We start from the raw sequence: 18,656 nt of genomic DNA, 5'->3' as shown, positions 1-18,656 counted from the left end.
AAATGAGGAACGATGATGAATTTACGGGAAAGAAAAGCGGCTAAAAAACGGGAAGATATCCTTCGTTCGGCAAGTCTTGTAATTGCGAGAGAAGGATTTCAGAATGCCACGATGGAAGAAATTGCTGCGGAACTACTAATGACAAAGGGCTCATTATATTACTATTTCAATAGTAAGCAAGAGCTTTTATATCATTGCCATGATTGGATTCTGTCGGAAGCTATGGAAAAAATGAAAGAAATTGTAGAGTCTTCGATATCTGCCCCTGAAAAATTGAAACAGGCGATTAAAATGCATTTGGGAGTCGCGATTCAAGAAAAAGACGTATTCAATCTGATTCTTAAGCCGGCACAGATATTTCCGGCAGAACATATTGATGCGATTTTAATTAAACGTGATCAATATGCAGGATATTTCGATAAAATCATCCAACAAGGCATAGAATCAGCAGAATTCAGTGCTAAGAACGTAAAAATGGTCCGGATGATCATTCTAGGGGCAACAAATTGGGTGCAAGTATGGTACTCACCGGGCGGAGAGTTCTCTGAAGAGGAAGTCCAAAACATCTATGCAGATTATTTGACGGAGATTTTAATCAGGAAACTGAAGGATTGAATAATAATGAGAAAAGTTCACGTAGTTACTCAAAAAGAAGCTGTCAATGAAGCGAAGCTGGCAAGCTGCACGGCGGTAGTGATTGATGTGTTCCTGGCGACGTCTACGATCGCATTTTTACTGGAGAATAATTACGAGTCTGTCTATACAGCAAAAGACAGCCAGGAAGCTTTGGCCATGACGTCCCGATTTGATGGGGAATATATTTTGCTGGGCGAAACCAAAGGAGAATCTATTGCAGGATTCCAATATCCCGACCCTTGCCTTATCACGCCAAACAAAGATACTGGTGCGGCTGTTATTTGTTCAACGAATGGAACCATAGCGATAGAACGGGCGAAACAAGCGAAACAATTATATATTTCATCACTAGTGAATGGACATAAAGTGGCAGAACGAATTCATCAGCATACAGACAATTCGTCAATCGTTTTAATTTGTGCCGGAAATGATGACCGGTTCTCCATGGAGGATTTTGTGGGGGCGGGACAGATTGCAGAACATCTTATAACCCGCGGGGAGTACGAGCTGTCTGATGCAGCGAAACTTGCCCGGGATACATACAACGATGCAATGGCCGACTCATTCCGGAACTTACTGGAATGCGAAACTGCTTCTTTGCTTCAGTCTTTCGGATTTGATGCTTCTATGGATTTTGTGATTGATCATCATGAAAAAATAGGGATCGTACCGGTATTCAATGGCGGGCGAATTGTACGGGAAAACAAACAATTGAAAGAATGACGGAGGTGAGGTGGCAAAGTGGGACAGAATGAATGGGAATCCATCCAACTGGAAACAGAAGGACATTTGGTTTTGCTGACGATTGCAAATCCTCCTTTAAATATTCTGACTGATGCTGTCCTGACCGAACTTAATTCGGCGATCGACGAGGCGCTGAACTATAAACAGGTAAAGACCATCGTATTAAAGGCTGCAGGAGACAAAGTCTTCATTGCAGGAGCGGATATCAACCAATTTCCAGCTCTTACACCTGAGACAGGGCGATTACTTGTTGAGAAGGGAAAGAAAATTTTTGATAAGCTGGCTCATTCTCCGCTGCCTATTATTTGTGCGATTAATGGGACGGCGCTTGGAGCGGGATTGGAATTAGCGCTCGCATGCGATATGCGAATCGCGGAGGAACAAGTGAAACTCGGCCTTCCGGAGACTGGCTTAGGGATTATCCCCGGATATGGCGGGACTCAGCGCTTGCCGCGTCTTGTAGGAAACGGTAAAGCGAAAGAGATGATATTTGCAGGCATCCAGCTGTCGGCACAGGAAGCTTATGAGACAGGGCTAGTGGACCGGGTGGTACCTGAAGGAGCTTCGTTGGAAGCCGCAAAAGAGCTGGCCGACAAAATTGCGGGAAAAGGCTTTATCGCTATTGCAAACGCAAAATGGGCCATAGACAAGGGAAGTGAATTATCTCTTGAGGAGGGGCAGCAATTAGAGAGTCGATTGTTTGCCGACTTATGTAAAACTGCGGATATGCAAGAAGGGGTCAAAGCATTCATGGAAAAAAGACGTCCTGAATTTCCAGGTGAATAACTTTGGGAGGGATTAGATGACAATTCAACAGGCAGCTGTCGTAGGAGCAGGGATTATGGGAAATGGAATTGCGCAAGTCATTGCTGAAGCAGGCATTCCGGTCTTGCTTTACGACATCGACACACAAGGGTTGAAACGGGGAATTCATCGAATTGAAAAGACATTAGCCAGAAACGTGGAGAAAGGAAAAACCGCTAAGAAAGAAGCGGAAGGAGTCCGGGCAAGGATTGAAACGGTCGATGATCTCCGGAAACTGCAGGATGCAGACTTTGTTATCGAAGCAATTGTAGAAAAAATCGAACCCAAAAAGGCGCTTTTTGCAGAATTGGACCAGCTGTGTAGACCCTCTGCAATCTTCGCCTCGAATACCTCGGGTTTAAGCATTACTGAAATGGCCGGTGCCGTAGAGCGGAGTGATCGACTGATCGGCATGCATTTCTTTAATCCAGTGCCCGTTATGGAACTCGTTGAAATTATTCGCGGAGAGCAGACAAGCGATGAAACCTTCCGCATCGCACACCAATTGGCTGAGCGCTTCAATAAGACAGCTATCTCCGTAAAAGAAGCGCCGCTATTCGTTGTAAATCGGATACTGACACCTATGATCAATGAAGCGATTTTTGTATTAGCGGAAGGAATCGCGACAGCGGAGGATATCGATAAAGGCATGAAACTCGGAGCAAGCCATCCAATCGGGCCGCTTGCTCTGACTGATCTGATCGGTCTCGATACTATGCTCATGGTGGCAGAAACTCTCTATGAAGAGACGAAGGATTCCAAGTACCGGCCGGCCCCTTTATTGAAGCAATACGTTAGAGCCGGGCGTCTCGGAAGAAAATCCGGAGAAGGTTTCTTTAAATACGAGTGATACCGGTATTTATTGCAGGAAGGAGAGAAGGATATGACAGAATCGCAAGAAGGGGTAAGGAAGCAGCAATCAATTGATTGGGGGAAAGTCGAGAATTACCTCCGGCGCTCTATCTCTGATTTGCCGCAAGAGGAAATGCAAGTCCGGCAATTTTCAGAGGGATATTCCAACCTTACGTACCTGCTTAAAATTGGAGACTGGGAAGGGGTTCTCAGACGGCCGCCGTTTGGAAAAGTCCCCCCTAGAGCTCACGATATGGAACGGGAATATAAAATGCTGACAAAGATTAATCCAGTTTTTTCATTAGCTCCGGAGCCTTATGTTTATTGTGAAAATACTGAAGTGATGGATAAGCATTTTTATGTGATGGAAAAAAAAGACGGCATTGTGTTGGATGATGAATTGCCGTCCGGCTATGAATCATCTGAAAAGGCAGGACCGCTTATTTCTCAAGGAGTGATCCAGACGCTTGCCGACCTGCAGTCCGTAGACTATAAGGCAGCAGGGCTTGAAGAGATGGGGAAACCGGAGGGGTTCATGGAACGGCAAGTACACGGTTGGATCAAGCGGTATGAGCGCGCAAAAACGGATGAAGTTCCAGGGCTTGCAGATTTACAGGCATATTTGACTGCCAATATCCCTGTCAATTCTGAGACAACTGTAGTTCATAATGATTTCAAGCTGAATAATTTAGTTCTTGATCATCAGAACCCGGGGAAAGTGATAGGCGTGCTTGATTGGGAGTTATCAACCATCGGAGACCCATTAAGTGATCTAGGCTCCACCATCGCTTACTGGGGAGGCCCTGATGATCCGGATATGGGAATTACAGTGCTGACCGATCAACCGGGGTTTTACAGCCGGAAGGAATTCGTGGAAGAATACACAAAGGCTAGCAGACGGGACGTTTCGAACATTGATTTTTATGTTGCGTTCGGATTTTTCAAGCTTGCCGGAATTCTGCAGCAGATTTATTACCGCTGGAAAACCGGTGAAATTCGAGATGACCGCTTCAAGGAATTGAATAAAGCCGTGATGAATCTTTTTGAAATGGCAGATCAAGCACGGGCTGGCCGTCTGCTCTAAGCAAAAACGTTTCTTGAAAAAAAGGGGAAAATAACTTGATTTTTCTAAATATTACGTTATTTTAAATATATGGAGGTTTTTTTATGAATGGAGCTTCAATTCCTTCTTTTAAGCTTCAAGGCAAGAAAGCCATTGTTACGGGGGGCAGCAAAGGGATCGGCTTGGCAATCGCAAGGGGCTTGGCCCATTACGGAGCTGAAGTGCTGATTACCGGAAGGAATGAAGAGGCTTTAAAGAAAGCTGTTAGCGATTTTAAGGAAGATGGGTATGCCGTAAAGTGGAAAACAGCGGACGTCACTCTTAAAGAAGATGTAGAAGAATTGTTCAGTCATGCGGATAAAGTATTTGGAAAACTCGATATTCTGGTCAATAATGCCGGCATGAATATTCGAAAACCGCTTGTAGAAGTGGAGGAAGACGATTGGGATCGGGTTCTCAATACAAATTTGAAAGGCATTTTCCTGGCCGGACAGCAGGCGGCAAAGCGGATGATGTCCCAACGGAGCGGCCGCATTATAAATATTTCATCAATTCTTGGACAAGTCGGCAATCCCCTTCAGACAAGCTACGCTGCGAGCAAAGGCGGCATCAATCAGATAACCAAAGTATGGGCAGCTGAATTGGCGGACTATGATGTTACTGTCAACGCCATCGCTCCTGCTTACATTAAAACGCCGATGACCGAAGGGTTTCTGCAGGATCCGGAAAGACTTGAGAAAATTGTCAGCCGCACATTATTAAAAAGAATGGGTGAAACAGAGGAAATAATAGGGCCGGCAGTCTTTTTTGCTTCGGATGCCTCAAGTTATGTGACGGGACAGGTTCTTTACGTGGATGGCGGCTGGACGGCAAACTAGACGGCCAGGGAGCAAGGAAAGGAGGAAGGAATGGGTGACGGAACAGGAAATACGGACAGTGCCGGAATTGCTTGCAGTAAGATGTAAACAGCAGCAGGATAAAGAATTTTTAGTAGTGGAGGATTTGCAGGGCAGAATAGAGAGGCTGACGTACAAGGAATTCCAGGAACAGGTATGGAAGCTTGCTGCATTGCTGCAGGAATATGGAATTCAAAAAGGAGACAAGGTTCTGCTACACTTGCCGAACGGCACAGCTTTTATGGTTTCGTGGTTTGCTGTTCTTACCGTTGGAGGGGTCATGGTACCAACCAACATTCTCTCAACTGAAGAAGAGATGAAGTATCTGGTGACACATTCAGAAAGCAAGCTCATTATTACGGAAAAGGAGTATGAGCGGAAATTTAATGCGTTTCAATTACCGCTGCTCTTGTCGCGGCTCGGTGAAGAGCAGGAAGGCATATGGCTTGAACAGGAAATCGAAAGAATGAAACCTATGCAATATCCGCCATTCATCCTTGGAAGAGAAGATGCAGCGATTCTCTATACTTCAGGGACAACTTCAAAGCCGAAAGGTGTAGTGCTGACCCATCGAAACTACTTACATACGGGAGAACAAATAGCAAATACATTACAGTATCAAGCGACTGACAGGATGCTTATTGTATTGCCGATGTTCCACGGAAACGGACAATATTATATGGCAATTCCAGCCTTGAACGTGGGTGCAAGCATCGCCATTACTGAACGCTTCAGTGCGACGAATTATATTAAACAGGCGAACCGGCTGGAAGCGACGATCGGCTCTCTATTCTCTGCACCCATTCGGATGATTTTAAAAAAAGAATATGATCCGGCGGATGCCTTTAACGGGCTGAGGATGATCATTTATGCTCAAGGATTGACCGATGACCAATACAGAGCGTTCACAAAAAAGTATAACGTGGAATTAAACCAACTGTACGGTATGACTGAAACTGTTGCCGTACCTCTAATAAATTTATCAGGTGAACACCATAGAAGCATCGGCCGGGAATCCTGTGGCTACAAGGTGAAGATCCTTGGAGATGATGGCGAGGAAGTACCTGAAGGAGAAGCGGGGGAAATTACGGTCGCCGGTGTGCCGGGTGAAACCATTATGAAAGAGTATTTTAAAAACCCGGAAGCCACAAGAGATGCAATCCGTGACAATTGGCTGTGCAGCGGTGATATAGGACGGAAAGATCCAGGGACAGGTCTGTATTACTTTGTCGATCGAAAAAAGGACATGATGAAACGTGCGGGAGAGAATATCGCTGCAGGAGAAGTGGAAACAGTCCTTAATGAACATGATGCAGTTTTTGAAAGCGCTGTCATATCAGTGCCAGACCCTCTTTACGAAGAGGAAATCCATGCGTTCGTTATTTTAAAAGACGGTAAGTCTGTTCACCCAAATGAACTGATGGATTGGTGCCGTGACAGGCTGGCAAAATTCAAAGTACCGCAAATAATCCATATTACTAAAGAATTTCCCCGTACTTCTGTCGGCAAAATTCAGAAACACCAAATGAAAAATTGGATATGAGGAGGAATTCAAACATGGTAGAAGTCAAGAACCCTGAACAATTAAAGGAGAACCCCATTGAAACTTCAGTGAAAAATAATCCACTTGCCCGCTTGGCGAACTTTTTTGCACAGATGGCGGAGAAATGGCTGCCCGATGCCTTTGTATTTGCTATTTTACTCACTGTCATTGCTTTTATTGCCGGAGTCATTTTTACGGATTCCGGTCCATTCGATATGCTGCTTTACTGGGGAGATGGTTTTTGGGCGCTTCTTACATTTACTGCACAAATCATTACAACTTTCGTTATGAGTTTTGCGCTTGCCCTGACAAAGCCTGTCTCCCGGACACTTGAAAGTATTGCCTCCAAATGTAAAACACCCACTTCAGCTATTTTACTTGTCACCTTCACTGCACTTGGGGCCTCGTTGATCAGTTGGGCTTTTGGTTTAGTTGTAGCAGGTATAATGGCGAAATTGGTAGGGAGAAAAGTGCCTGACGTTGATTACCGTGTTCTAGTGGCAGCAGGCTATTCGGGATTTATCATTTGGGAAGGCGGATTATCCTCTTCTCCTGCCCTATTCGTTGCTACGGCTGGACATGTCTTTGAAGGTGAAATTGGAATTATTCCAATTACAGAGACGCTCCTCTCTACCGTCAATATTGCGATTGTCACCATTATTTTCTTAACGTTGCCATTTGTCATGCGGCTCATTCATCCTAAAAACCCGGCAGACCGCTATACCATTGATCCAGCTCTATTGGATGAACAAACGGAAGAAGAACCGGTTAAAAATACAAATTATCCGAATGATAAAATTGAAAAATCCCGCTTAATTCCATTAATTGGCGGTTTTCTTGGCTTAAGCTATTTAGTAAACCACTTTTTCACTAATGGCTTTGTTCTTGATTTGAATACGGTGAATTTAATGTTCTTGACAGCCGCTCTTCTTTTATTTTCAAATGTCCGGGAACTCGCCGATGGACTGTTGAAATCCGTAAGCAGTGTGGGTCAGTTTGTTTTGCAGTATCCGTTCTACGCGGGAATTATGGGAATGCTCGCTGCTTCAGGACTGGCTGTCTTGCTTGCAAATTTCTTTATTGACATTTCCACTGCTAAAACACTGCCGCTCTGGACATTCCTATCAGCCGGTCTTTTGAATATTTTCATTCCTTCAGGAGGCGGCCAATGGGCAGTCCAGGCACCGATTGTGGTACCGGCTGCTTTGGAAATGGGAGTTGAACCTGCAAAAGTCGTAATGGCAGTTGCTTGGGGAGATGCATGGACCAATATGATTCAGCCGTTCTGGGCTATACCGCTTCTTGCAATAGCGGGACTGAAAATTCGGGATATTATGGGCTATACACTTGTTGCGCTACTCTATAGCGGTGTTGTCATCGCCGCATGTATGATGCTGTTCAGTTAACCCGGCTTGGCCTTTCTTCGTACAGGGATTTAGGTTCTATTCAAATAGATTAAGAAATCTACCTTTGTCCGTTGCTGCCAATCAGTTTAGTAAAAGAAGAAGGAGTGAGAGAAGATGGCGGAAATCTACAAAAAAGAAACTCAGCTGAAAGACTATTCGAAGGATGTGCTGCTGGATTTCTACAGAACAATGGTGAAAATTAGGAAATTCGACGAACATTTAATCAGACTGATGCAGGAGGGGAAGGTATCAGGGTTCTACCATTCCGGCATTGGTTCGGAAGGATTATCGGCAGGGTCCATCCGAAACGTTCTGCGGGACGAGGACTACATTTACTACAATCACCGCGGCTGTAACCAGAAGATTGCAAAAGGAGTACCGCTTTCCAAAATCTATGGTGATTTTCTTGGAACCACCGAAGGGACAACGAGAGGGTTGGGCGCAGGCATCGTCCATAGTGCAGATCCTTCGAGGGGCGTACTCGGCCAGGCAGGCACCATCGGTTCCCAATTAGGGATCGGTATAGGGACTGCATACGCTTCGAAATTCAAAGGAACCGATCAGGTGACGGTCATTTATTTCGGAGACGGGGCTGCATCAAGAGAAATGCTGCACGGTTCATTAAACTGGGCTGGACTTTATAATCTGCCGGTCATCTATATTTGTGAAAACAACGAATATGCGATTTCCTGTCATGTATCAGAGACACATGCTGTGAAAGAGCATATTGCAGATTGGGCTTACGGCTATGGAATCTCGAATTGTGTGGTGGATGGAAATGACGTGCTGCTGATGCATGAAGCCACGAAAGAAGCTGTAGAACGGGCGAAGCGGGGGGAAGGCCCGACATTCATTGAAGCTCAGACTTTCCGGCACCGCGGTCATTTTGAGGGAGATCCATATGACTATGTTGATGGCGAATTACTGAAAGACTGGAAAGAAAATAAAGATCCGATCCGGAATTTCGTTTCCCGGATGCTGTTGGATAAAATCGCCGAAAAACAAGAACTAAAAACCATTGATCAGGAAGTAGAACAGGAAATTCTTGAAGCTATCGAAAAAGCGGAATCCGCACCGCAACCGGAAGCGGGAAGAATATACGAGGGATTATTCGCGTAAAGGGGGAGAAACGATGAGAACGATCAATATGCGGACAGCACTGTTGGAAGCGTTGAATGAAGAAATGGAGAGAGATGAAACTACACTCGTCTTCGGGGAAGATGTCGGTAAATTCGGCGGAATAAATAAAGTGACGGAAGGTCTGTACGAAAAGTACGGCAACCGGGTGTTTGATACGCCGATTGCTGAACCTACCATAGTAGCGGCGGCAGTAGGAATGGCGATTACAGGCAATGCCCGGCCAGTCCCTGAATTGCAATTCGGCGATTTTGCAGGTATCGCTTTTGACGAAATCTTTAACAAGATGGGCAAATGGCGGTTCATGCACGGAGGCCAAATGGAAATGCCAATTACGCTTCGTCTGCCCGTAGGCATTGCCGGCGGAGCCGGGCCGGAACATTCCCAAAGTCCGCAGGCACTTTTCATGCATGGTCCAGGTCTTCAAATTGTAATTCCTTCTACGCCGTATGATGCAAAGGGGCTGTTGAAGACGGCGATTCGGGACAATAACGCAGTATTGTTCTTTGAACATAAGCTTCTCTACGATATGAAAGGCGAGGTTCCTGAAGAGGAATATTTAATTCCATTCGGGAAGGCGGACATAAAACGGGAAGGGTCCGATGTCACAGTCATTGCTACCGCTCTTCAGGTACATACGGCATTAGAGGCCGCTGAAGAGCTGGCTGCGGACGGCACAGAAGTCGAAGTGGTCGATCCGCGGACGCTTGCGCCTCTCGATATGGAAACCATTCTGTCATCCGTCCGGAAGACGGGCCGGGTGCTGATTGTCCACGAGGAATCGAAAACAGGCGGATCCGGTGCGGAAATTGCAGCGCAAATCCAGGAAGAAGCACTGTTCGATTTGGCTGCTCCGATCCGGCGCATCGGCAGTCCGGATGTGCCGATCGCACAGAACATTTATCTTGAGCAATTTTACCGGCCAAGCAAAGAACAGATTGTTCAAGCTGTCAATGAACTGATGGAGTACTGAGCGCTGCTGAAGAGAACCAGGTCCGCTGTGTATGGTACGGCCTGGTTCTCTGTTCAATCAGAACCATTCGATAGGAGGCAAAAGAATGTATGAAGTGAAAATGCCCCGGCTCGGTGTGACAATGCAAAATGGTATCATTACGGATTGGTTAGTGGATGAGGGCGAAGAAGTCAACAAAGGAGATTATTTATTCGAATTGGAGACAGAGAAATCGAACCTGGAAATTGAAGCGCAGGAAGGGGGCGTTCTGAAGAAAATTCTTGTGCCACCCGGAAAGGAAGTGCCTGTGAACACCGTTGTCGCGGTCATTGCAGGAGCAGACGAAGAAGTGGATTTTTCCCGCTATGAAAAAGAAGAAGCGACCAAATCGCCCGCTGCAGCTGAAGCAGCAAAAGGGGGAGAAAAGACAGACCCGAAGCGGCAGTCATCTGACCGGCAAGGCGGAGTGGCACCGCGCGCACGAAAATTGGCAAAAGAGTTAGGCGTTTCACTAGAGGGAATTACCGGAACAGGAAAAAATGGCATCATCACCGAAAAAGATGTACGGGAAGCTTCATCAGGGAAAGAGGAGACTAAGCCATCCATACGTGTAAAAGAGACCATACCGCTAACCGGAATTCAAAAGACGATGGCTTCCAACATGGCGAAAAGCTGGCAAAACATTCCGCAGTTTACGCAGATTGTATCCGTGGACATGACGCGGCCAATGGCAGTGAAAAAGGAATTGGGTAATGTGTCCCTGAATGACATTATCATTAAAGCGGTATCTAACGCAGTGCACGCCCATCCGTTCGTGAACAGCCGGTTGGGGAACGATCAGAAGGAAGTTACGGTATACGAAGAAGTGAATGTCTCGGTAGCTGTAAACAGTCCGGATGGACTTGTCGTGCCGGTTATTAAAAATACAGAATCAAAATCAGTGCAAGACATTTCTGCTGAAGTGCGTAAACTAGCAGAAAAAGCGGAAAAAAAGAGCCTTTCCATGGAAGACTATGCCGACGGAACCATTACTGTCTCCAATCTAGGCAGTTTTGGTATCGAGACGGGCACGCCGATTATAAACAGTCCTCAGGCTGCTATTGTCTTCGCCGGTGCTGTCAAAAAAACGCCGATTGTCGACGAGAACGACGACATTAAAGTGGCCCCCATCATGATGTTGTCCGTCTGCTATGACCACCGTTTTATCGATGGCGTGAAAGGGGCGGAATTTACAGGGGAATTGAAGAAAACCTTTGAGACGCTGAGCTCGGATTCTCTTAGCTGAATGAAAGGAGATCATGTATGCGGTTAAAAGGCAAAGTCGCCATTATTACCGGAGCGGGAAGCGGACAGCGGACAGGGAAAAGCGGCGGCTAAGATATTCGCGGAGCAGGGCGCAAAAGTGATTGTGGCGGAATGGAATGAAGAATCTGGCCAGAAGACAGCAGAGGAGGTGACGGCAGCAGGCGGAGAGGCGGTGTTCTATAAGACCGATGTTTCCAGCGAGGAAAATATCAGAACATTGGTGGAAGAAGTACGGAACAAGTACGGATCGATTGATGTATTGTTTAATAATGCAGGTATCGGGTTTTCCGCAAGATCCCGTTATAAGATGGCGTCGATACTGGAAACCCCTCTCGAAGATTGGAACAGCATATTGGGCATTAATTTGAATGGAGCATATTTGATGTCCAAATATGTCGTTCCTGTCATGATTGAGCAGAAAAAGGGCAATATCATAAATAACGCTTCATTGAACGGAATCATCGGCGTGACTGGAGCGGATGCTTATACAGCTTCCAAAGGAGGGGGTGTGGCGCTTACGCGGGTAATGGCTGCAGATTATGGAAAGTATAATATCCGTGTAAACTGCATCTGTCCGGGAGCAATCAATACACCGATGATCCAGGAAGTGCTGGGTGTTCCGGAGATAGCAAAGAATTACGAGGCGGGGCCGCTAGGCCGGGTCGGTGAACCGGAAGAAGTTGCATATGCCGCTTTATTTCTGGCATCAGATGAAGCCAGTTATGTAACCGGGCTAATCATGCCCGTGGATGGCGGCTGGAGTACAGTGTAGAAAACGCCATCTTCTGTACAAAAGTGGCGTCAGTTGCCCGTTTCCCTCTCATAATCCCGGATCACCGACTGGATGATATGCATCGAGCCCCATTCGCCTGCTGAAAAGTAGGTGATGGGGTATTTTTTGGCAGCAGGATGCGCCGGATGTCCGCCGGTTCCCATCCTTCTTCGTGCAGGCGGATGATATTCCCCTGAAGGTCCAGCAAGTATTCAAGCTTTCGGCGGAGGGCGCCGCGGCCATCGCCCACAAAACCCGCGTGGCTGCAGAAGACGTCACTGAACTCATAGGTCAGGACTTTTATGAGCGATTCGATGATCACCGGGACGCTTTCTTCACGCAGGGCGACTTTCATCTTTTCCTGGCAAAACAGATCGCCGGTGAACAGCTGGCCGGTCTCCCGGTTCAGGAACGCGAGGTGGTCGATGGCATGGCCCGGGGTCTCGATGACATCCCAGGCGGCGTTCTGGGAGGAGAAAGTCCGGCTGATTGCTTCTGCCCGGAATGGCTCGCGTTTTCCCCAAAAGACTTTCCGGTAGAGCGGATAATCGGCCTTCGTGCCGCAGTAATCCAGCATCCGGCCATTCATGTAAAGCGGCAGCCCCAATTCGTTCCGGACGAAAGCCGCACAGCCGGTATGGTCTTCATGATAATGCGTAATCACAGCCTGGTCGATCGGCTGCCGGCTGAAGAAATCGGTGAAGCCTTTTTTCAAGGAAGCGGCTCCGGTGTCGATCAGGACGCCATCCGCGATAAAACAGTGGACGGCCATGCGGACACCCTGAAAGGAGACAATCCCTGTGCCGATGGCGACACCATGCCGTTCCTGTTGTGTGAAATTCGTCTTGATGAGCATGCCGCCGGCTCCTCCTTCTAAAAACCTTATTCTGTAAATTTTAACACAGGTTGACTAGCGAGATTTGAAAGTTATTGTCGAATTATTCGGTACAAGGACTTTTTCATCAATAAAACACGAAAAGCGGCCGGCGTCCCGGATTTCTTTTAGCCGCTTGATTAAAAAAGGGATGCGGTAAACAGCACTGATGAAGCGTTCATGGCAAAACAGCCTTCCGGAGAAGATGCTGTATGCACACGCCCTTCGCCTACGTTTCTTTCGTCCGGAAACTGTCCAGCAAGACGTACCCAAAGACAATACCCGTGATGGTAGGAACAGTTGAAACGCTGAAAGCAGCGATTGTCCGGACAATGGCCGAGCCACCCAATGGCGGAAGGAACGGCAAAAAGAGCATCACCAGCAAAACGAAAGCCGGCACGCCTACCGCGATAAATTTGCTCCAGTCAAAGGAAGTTATTTTCTTCTCTTTCACTTCAAGCAAGAAGGTCGGTAAACGCAGCAGTATGCCGATGACTACGGGGAATACCACGGCAAACCTCCGGAGCGGCAGCTGTTCGTAAGTTTCTGCGGCCCTTTCCATCAATTGCAGCTGGTAAAACAACCCGGCGAAAACAACAAGTCCGATGGCCACTGCCCAAATGAGGTAATACAGGAATCGTTTGATAGCCGTCTCCTCCTCAAAATTAGCCTGTTATCTATATGGTACGGACAGACAACAGAAAAGTTTCATTTTTGGAAAAAAACCCCTCAGAATCCATTCATCGTTGAACAGTGAACGATAATCTTGCAAAAAAAATGAACCGCTTCTGCTTAAGCCAGCAGCGCGGTTCAACCTATGCGAGACGTGAAAAGCACCTGACGGGCATTTATTTTCAACGCTGTCAGCGCGATGAAGACATACGAAAGCCCTCCGCAGAAAGGGGGAAAGCGGAGGGCCGGCGGGTATTTATCCTTCAACAATGATTTCAGGCACGCCGGGGTCTCCGTCGTGGGCAAACTGTTGGGCGTCCACGCTGGTTGTGACGGCGGCTACCAAGACACCAAGCAAAAGTAAATATTTCTTCATGTTCATCTCTCCTTAATTTTTTTTAATGTGTCGGTGCATATTTTTTGGTAATAAAGAGCTTTTTTGTACTTACTGTTTTTCTCGTAAAATTGCGAAAAATGTTCAGAGGCAGCAATTAAACTTTCATCCGCGTTTTCCTCTAAAAAGAGTTCAATCGCCGCTTTCATCGAATTCTCGTACTGTCCATAGTCTTCAAACAGGTAGTGGAATCTCGCTGACAGAAAATACAGATGAGCTTGGTCATCTGCTGTCCGGCTGAAGGATTCAGCCGCTTTCAATAGTTTATTGAAAGAGAGGAAGTCACCTGCCTTTAATAAAATATCAAGTTTCACCCGGTAGGATAGAAAGAGATCTGTCTGGCCGCTGGTCGTTTTAAGTTCAATGGCCCTGTTGATGCATGCAATTGCTTCTTTCGTTTCTTTTCGACCGTCATGGATCAGTGCCCAGTTATGAAAAAGTCTGGCGTGCAAAATCTTGGATTCACTGCTGGTGACATCGAACCCTTTTTGGATGTAGACCTCAGATTCATCGAATCTATTCAGGCCGATCAGCACATAAGCGACTAAGTTATAACTGTTGCCTGTTCTCTCCCAATCGTGCAATCGAAGGTACAGTTCCGTTGCCGTTTCCGCAAACTTCAACGCCTCTTCATATTTTCGTAAGTTCGATAGCGCCAGCGCAATGTTGAAGGAAATCTTCGCGCGCACCGTCTCGCTCTCCTTAACGTCCAGCACTTTCTTGAAAAAATGAATGCTCTTCTCGTAGTCTCTCATGAGGTAAAAGTACAGGCCGGAGATGTGATAGTACTTCTGCTGGTCCGCCAGGTTGATGGAGGACGGGCTAATGTCGAAATGGGCGATCGCTTCCTGGTACAGCTTCACGGCTGCATCGGTCGCCCCGGTTTTCACAAGGGCAAGGAAGTGCAGCAGCGTGGCATGGATTTCCTGGCGGATGGACGGTATGTAGGCAAGGGCCTCCTCGTTCGCTTCCAGAAACAGCTTAATTTCTTCCGCATCACCTTCCTCGATTTTCCGGTCCAGTTCGTCGAGCAGCCGTTCCACGCCACGGTCATCTTCGTGGACGTTCAGGAAGTAGCTGCGCGGAACCGACAGCCGGTCGGCTATCAACATCAGTGTATCAGTTGCAGGGGTAAACCGACTATTCTCAATATTGCTGAAATGGGACGGGGAAACGATGCCGGCGCAAACGTCCCCCGCTGTCATCCCCTTTAATTTTCTTGTTCTTCGGATTCTATTGCCTACGTTCAAAACAATGGCTCCTTTCGGCTGACAAACAGCGGAACATTCCGGGAAGTTTTGATTTTCGGCCCGGTCGAATAAAACAAGTCATTTCTTTTTCAATGTTTTTACAAATAGTTTTGAGAATTTACTTAATATACTAGAGGTTTTTTCGTCGGGAGACCATCTTTTATTCAAAACCATTGCATATTGTCAAAATTAACAGATAGTTATTTATCGGCTATGCTTAAAGCAAGTTGTACAGCTTAAGAGAACGAACGGCGCCTTCGGGACTGATCATCCCAGGGCAGATCAAAACGAGACAGGAGACGATGGAATGAAACGGAACGGCAAATTTTTGACGGCTTTGATGATTTCAGCCAGTATCCTCCTTCCGGCTGCGGCGGTAAGCGCGAATGGGGAAGAGGCACAGGCAGTAGAGAAGTTCCGCGTGCTGATCGAATCGGATCAGAAAGCGCAGAAAGCGGAGCTGAAGGAGCGCTACGGTGTGCGCTGGGCGTTCGGCGAGGATGGCTTCACGACGGAAATGACCGAAAAGCAGTTCCAGGCGCTGCAGCACAATAAGAATGTCACGGTGACGAAAGTCGACGAGCTGTCGATCGACCAGACTTCCTCGAAACCGGAAGCTTCCTACAGCACCATGGCGGCCTCCCAGTCGACCCCTTGGGGCATCAAGGCGATCTACAACAATAGTTACCTGACCGCGACATCCGGCGGTTCGGGAGTGAACGTGGCGGTGCTCGACACCGGCGTCAACACCAGCCACCCGGATCTTTCAGCGAACGTGGAGCAGTGCAAAGATTTCACGCAGAGCAATCCGATTACATATGGCGTTTGTACAGACCGGCAGGGGCATGGCACGCACGTGGCCGGCTCGGCGCTGGCGAACGGCGGCCCGTATGGCGATGGCGTCTACGGTGTAGCGCCGGATGCGGACTTGTGGGCGTATAAAGTGCTCGGCGATGACGGTTCCGGCTATGCGGATGACATCGCGGGTGCGATCCGCCACGTGGCCGACCAGGCGTACGCGCAAGGGTCGAACGCAGTCATCAACATGTCACTCGGGTCTTCCGGTGAGAGCAGCCTGATCACCGATGCGGTGAATTATGCATACAGCCGCGGCGTCCTTGTCATTGCGGCAGCCGGGAATTCAGGTCCGTATCAGGGGTCGATCGGTTATCCGGGGGCGGTTCCAAACGCGGTGGCGGTAGCGGCGCTTGAAAATGTGGTCCAGAACGGCACGTACCGGGTGGCGGACTTCTCGTCCCGCGGGTATTCCTGGACAGACGGCGACTACACGATCGAAGAAGGCGACGTGGAGATCTCCGCGCCGGGCGCGTCCATCTACTCGACCTGGTATGACGGCGGCTATGCGACCATCAGCGGCACATCGATGGCGACACCGCACGTAGCGGGTCTGGCGGCGAAGATCTGGGCGCAGTATCCGTACGCGACGAACGAAGAAGTGCGCGGCGAACTGCAGTACCGGGCGTACATCAATGACATCAAATCCGGTTACGGAGCCGGCACCGGGGACGACTATGCCTCGGGCTTCGGTTTCGCGACGGTGCAGTAACGGTTTCTGAAAGCAATTCCGGCGGTTCCGCCGGGATTGTTTTTTAACATTTATCTTTGAAGGGAAGGGGCGAGCGGAATGGAAGCGATCACGAGTTATGGGGTTCGTCTTGCTGCGTGCGTCAATGTGCTGGGGGACGGAGGAGGGCAAGGTGACGGCTGCCGGGCCAGGCGCCAGATTGACCGGTTCATCCGCCACAAACGGAATAACCGGAACCGGGATCACGTGCCGATCGAAATTGCGCAGTCTCCGGACAGCTATGTGCTGAGCCGGCCGTATGAAAGCCGGTTCGACTTGTTCGATATGATCACCGCGCTGACTTTCATCCAGCGGACGCTGGCGGAGGAAGGGATTTTGGCAGGCGGCGGACTGACGGCGGGCCTGTGTGCGCAGCAAGGTGCTTTCTTTTGCGGGCCGGCCATCTTCCGGGCGGCAGCGATGGCGTCGGAAGGGCCGGCATCCGCCCGCATCGTCGTGGATGCCGCGCTGCTGGACGGACGGATGCTGCCGCCTCGCACGGACGAACTGCAGGAGAAGCTGTTCCGGGAACTGTGGATCGATTCGGCCAGGCTGACTGCGGAGGACGCGGACGGCGCCGTCTTCATCAACTATCTGGACGGCATGTACGGACTGCCGGAAGTCGGGAGCCGGCTGGAGCGGCTTCTCTCCGGACGGGCTCCAGGGCAAGCCCGCGACTGGACACTCGCATACATCCGCTCCTGTTCCTGGTATGAAGAAAAAGCGTCAGCGGCAGGCGCCGGGTGAACGTGCTGGATCCAGCCGGACTATCGGAAAATCGCCGCAGCATAAAAAGACGTCCGCAAGGTGAAGGCCTTTGCGGATGTCTTTTTGTTATGTCAGGCCCGGTTCGTGGAAGCCTGCCAGGTGGGCATGCGGTTCAGTCTTGATGAAGCGGGTTCTGTGACTCGGCGGGGCCTTCTTTCATTTTGGTCCATCGGCTGATTTTTTCCGCTGTCTCCTCCGGCGCGTCCCACATGAGCAAGTGGCCGGCTCCTTCGATTCTTTGGATGGTGACGTCCGGTATGGCCGCTTCCATCTGGGTGATGCCGGATGCTCTCGCCGCATCCAGCTCCCGCGGTTCTTCCGCATGGAGCAGCAGGACCGGCATGCTGAGGCGCGGGTAGGCATCGGTGAACGGTTCGTCGAAAAACGCTTCGATGATGGCGAGCACCGCCTGTTTCGGCACGGTCAGCCTGAGTCCCCCTTCCGTCTCCTCGAACAATGACTTTACGTCAGCCTCCCTGTCGCGGTTCCACTTGACCGTGTACTGTCTGAAGTCAGCCATCACGGCATCCCAGTCCGGATAGACGGCGCTGTCCATATAGTCCGCCCAGCCTTCCAGCGCGGTTTTCCGCGTCATTTCCGGCTGGTTGTGCGGGAACGTGAACGCTCCGTCCAGCAGGATCAGTCCCTCTACCCGGTCGGGATAGCGGCTCGCATAATGCAGCGCGACATCCGCTCCCCATGAATGGCCAAGCAGAAAGAAACTGCCGGGGACGCAGCGGGCGAAAAGCTCCTCGTACCAGCCGGCGAGTGAAGAGAAGCGGTATGCCTCCGGCTCGCTGAAAGGAGGTGTGCCGCCGTGCCCCGGGCTGTCGAATAAAAACAGCTGGAAGTCATCTTCTAACTGCCGGATGAGCGAAGAGAAACTGTAGCGGCTGCTGCCCGCGAGACCATGCAGGCAGACAAGCGCGGGCGATTCGGGATGGCCATGCTCATAAAAAACGGTTCCGTTCTGATTGGTCTTCATCTTGTTCCGCTCCTGTCC

At 49.0% G+C, this 18,656-nt stretch carries 17 protein-coding genes and 1 pseudogene; 14 read left to right on the top strand and 4 right to left on the bottom strand.

All coding sequences use genetic code 11. The features are described 5' to 3' along the window. The first annotated feature begins 15 nt into the window (after positions 1-15). The 12 genes from CCE92_RS03005 (at position 16) to CCE92_RS02950 (ending at position 12,110) form a co-directional block, all read left to right on the top strand. Entirely contained in the window at positions 16-615 is a 600-nt protein-coding gene (locus CCE92_RS03005) for a TetR/AcrR family transcriptional regulator (RefSeq protein WP_088006044.1), read from the top strand. A 6-nt stretch (positions 616-621) separates the two neighbouring features. Beyond that, complete coding sequence (locus tag CCE92_RS03000) at positions 622-1,359, top strand: 2-phosphosulfolactate phosphatase (protein ID WP_088006043.1); 738 nt, start codon at positions 622-624, stop codon at positions 1,357-1,359. 18 nt (positions 1,360-1,377) lie between these two features. Further along, entirely contained in the window at positions 1,378-2,166 is a 789-nt protein-coding gene (locus tag CCE92_RS02995; protein WP_241535849.1) for an enoyl-CoA hydratase/isomerase family protein, read from the top strand. Positions 2,167-2,182: 16 nt separating this feature from the next. Beyond that, a complete protein-coding gene (locus tag CCE92_RS02990; protein WP_206601388.1) occupies positions 2,183-3,034 on the top strand; it encodes a 3-hydroxybutyryl-CoA dehydrogenase in 852 nt (283 codons plus the stop codon). Between the two features lie 33 nt (positions 3,035-3,067). After that, complete coding sequence (locus tag CCE92_RS02985; protein WP_088006042.1) at positions 3,068-4,120, top strand: phosphotransferase family protein; 1,053 nt, start codon at positions 3,068-3,070, stop codon at positions 4,118-4,120. Positions 4,121-4,203: 83 nt separating this feature from the next. After that, a complete protein-coding gene (locus tag CCE92_RS02980) occupies positions 4,204-4,977 on the top strand; it encodes an SDR family NAD(P)-dependent oxidoreductase (protein ID WP_088006041.1) in 774 nt (257 codons plus the stop codon). A 34-nt stretch (positions 4,978-5,011) separates the two neighbouring features. Beyond that, entirely contained in the window at positions 5,012-6,538 is a 1,527-nt protein-coding gene (locus CCE92_RS02975) for a class I adenylate-forming enzyme family protein (protein WP_241535847.1), read from the top strand. A 14-nt stretch (positions 6,539-6,552) separates the two neighbouring features. Then, on the top strand, positions 6,553-7,944 hold the full coding sequence (locus CCE92_RS02970; RefSeq protein ID WP_088006039.1) for a short-chain fatty acid transporter: 1,392 nt from the start codon (positions 6,553-6,555) through the stop codon (positions 7,942-7,944). A gap of 114 nt (positions 7,945-8,058) precedes the next feature. Beyond that, a complete protein-coding gene (locus tag CCE92_RS02965) occupies positions 8,059-9,063 on the top strand; it encodes a thiamine pyrophosphate-dependent dehydrogenase E1 component subunit alpha (RefSeq protein WP_088006038.1) in 1,005 nt (334 codons plus the stop codon). A gap of 13 nt (positions 9,064-9,076) precedes the next feature. After that, entirely contained in the window at positions 9,077-10,054 is a 978-nt protein-coding gene (locus tag CCE92_RS02960; protein WP_088006037.1) for an alpha-ketoacid dehydrogenase subunit beta, read from the top strand. An 85-nt stretch (positions 10,055-10,139) separates the two neighbouring features. Further along, positions 10,140-11,318 (top strand): dihydrolipoamide acetyltransferase family protein, encoded by a 1,179-nt coding sequence (locus CCE92_RS02955; protein WP_162287801.1) that lies wholly within the window; start codon positions 10,140-10,142, stop codon positions 11,316-11,318. Positions 11,319-11,435: 117 nt separating this feature from the next. Beyond that, positions 11,436-12,110: an SDR family NAD(P)-dependent oxidoreductase gene (locus CCE92_RS02950; RefSeq protein ID WP_241535845.1), complete on the top strand. Its 675-nt coding sequence runs from the start codon at positions 11,436-11,438 to the stop codon at positions 12,108-12,110. Positions 12,111-12,139: 29 nt separating this feature from the next. Here CCE92_RS02950 and CCE92_RS02945 read toward each other — a convergent pair. From CCE92_RS02945 to CCE92_RS02935, 3 genes and pseudogenes are all read right to left on the bottom strand, one after another. Next, positions 12,140-12,966, bottom strand: a pseudogene (locus CCE92_RS02945) (MBL fold metallo-hydrolase). 247 nt (positions 12,967-13,213) lie between these two features. Then, complete coding sequence (locus tag CCE92_RS02940) at positions 13,214-13,495, bottom strand: hypothetical protein (protein ID WP_162287800.1); 282 nt, start codon at positions 13,493-13,495, stop codon at positions 13,214-13,216. Positions 13,496-14,034: 539 nt separating this feature from the next. Beyond that, positions 14,035-15,300 (bottom strand): tetratricopeptide repeat protein, encoded by a 1,266-nt coding sequence (locus CCE92_RS02935; protein WP_144390968.1) that lies wholly within the window; start codon positions 15,298-15,300, stop codon positions 14,035-14,037. Positions 15,301-15,607: 307 nt separating this feature from the next. Here CCE92_RS02935 and CCE92_RS02930 point away from each other — a divergent pair, with 307 nt between their 5' ends. Together CCE92_RS02930 and CCE92_RS02925 are read left to right on the top strand one after the other, a co-directional pair. After that, complete coding sequence (locus tag CCE92_RS02930; RefSeq protein WP_088006033.1) at positions 15,608-16,867, top strand: S8 family peptidase; 1,260 nt, start codon at positions 15,608-15,610, stop codon at positions 16,865-16,867. A gap of 78 nt (positions 16,868-16,945) precedes the next feature. Beyond that, positions 16,946-17,632, top strand: a complete 687-nt coding sequence (locus tag CCE92_RS02925) for a hypothetical protein (protein WP_088006032.1) — start codon at positions 16,946-16,948, stop codon at positions 17,630-17,632. Between the two features lie 133 nt (positions 17,633-17,765). Here CCE92_RS02925 and CCE92_RS02920 read toward each other — a convergent pair whose 3' ends face one another. Continuing rightward, the gene (locus CCE92_RS02920) at positions 17,766-18,638 is read right to left on the bottom strand and encodes an alpha/beta fold hydrolase (RefSeq protein ID WP_088006031.1); all 873 of its coding nucleotides are present in this window, start codon (positions 18,636-18,638) and stop codon (positions 17,766-17,768) included. Positions 18,639-18,656: the final 18 nt, after the last annotated feature.

Source organism: Indiicoccus explosivorum, from assembly GCF_002167005.1.
In the GTDB taxonomy this organism is placed as follows: Bacteria; Bacillota; Bacilli; order Bacillales_A; family Planococcaceae; genus Indiicoccus; species Indiicoccus explosivorum.
The sequence above is the reverse complement of the archived record's forward strand: the minus strand, read 5'-3'. Positions and strand labels throughout refer to the sequence as shown.

Coding starts and splice junctions, on each gene's coding strand:
- CCE92_RS03005 (WP_088006044.1), top strand. CDS start 16: ATGAATTTACGGGAAAGAAAAGCGGCTAAAAAACGGGAAGATATCCTT.
- CCE92_RS03000 (WP_088006043.1), top strand. CDS start 622: ATGAGAAAAGTTCACGTAGTTACTCAAAAAGAAGCTGTCAATGAAGCG.
- CCE92_RS02990 (WP_206601388.1), top strand. CDS start 2,183: ATGACAATTCAACAGGCAGCTGTCGTAGGAGCAGGGATTATGGGAAAT.
- CCE92_RS02985 (WP_088006042.1), top strand. CDS start 3,068: ATGACAGAATCGCAAGAAGGGGTAAGGAAGCAGCAATCAATTGATTGG.
- CCE92_RS02980 (WP_088006041.1), top strand. CDS start 4,204: ATGAATGGAGCTTCAATTCCTTCTTTTAAGCTTCAAGGCAAGAAAGCC.
- CCE92_RS02970 (WP_088006039.1), top strand. CDS start 6,553: ATGGTAGAAGTCAAGAACCCTGAACAATTAAAGGAGAACCCCATTGAA.
- CCE92_RS02965 (WP_088006038.1), top strand. CDS start 8,059: ATGGCGGAAATCTACAAAAAAGAAACTCAGCTGAAAGACTATTCGAAG.
- CCE92_RS02960 (WP_088006037.1), top strand. CDS start 9,077: ATGAGAACGATCAATATGCGGACAGCACTGTTGGAAGCGTTGAATGAA.
- CCE92_RS02955 (WP_162287801.1), top strand. CDS start 10,140: ATGTATGAAGTGAAAATGCCCCGGCTCGGTGTGACAATGCAAAATGGT.
- CCE92_RS02930 (WP_088006033.1), top strand. CDS start 15,608: ATGAAACGGAACGGCAAATTTTTGACGGCTTTGATGATTTCAGCCAGT.
- CCE92_RS02925 (WP_088006032.1), top strand. CDS start 16,946: ATGGAAGCGATCACGAGTTATGGGGTTCGTCTTGCTGCGTGCGTCAAT.
- CCE92_RS02920 (WP_088006031.1), bottom strand. CDS start 18,638: ATGAAGACCAATCAGAACGGAACCGTTTTTTATGAGCATGGCCATCCC.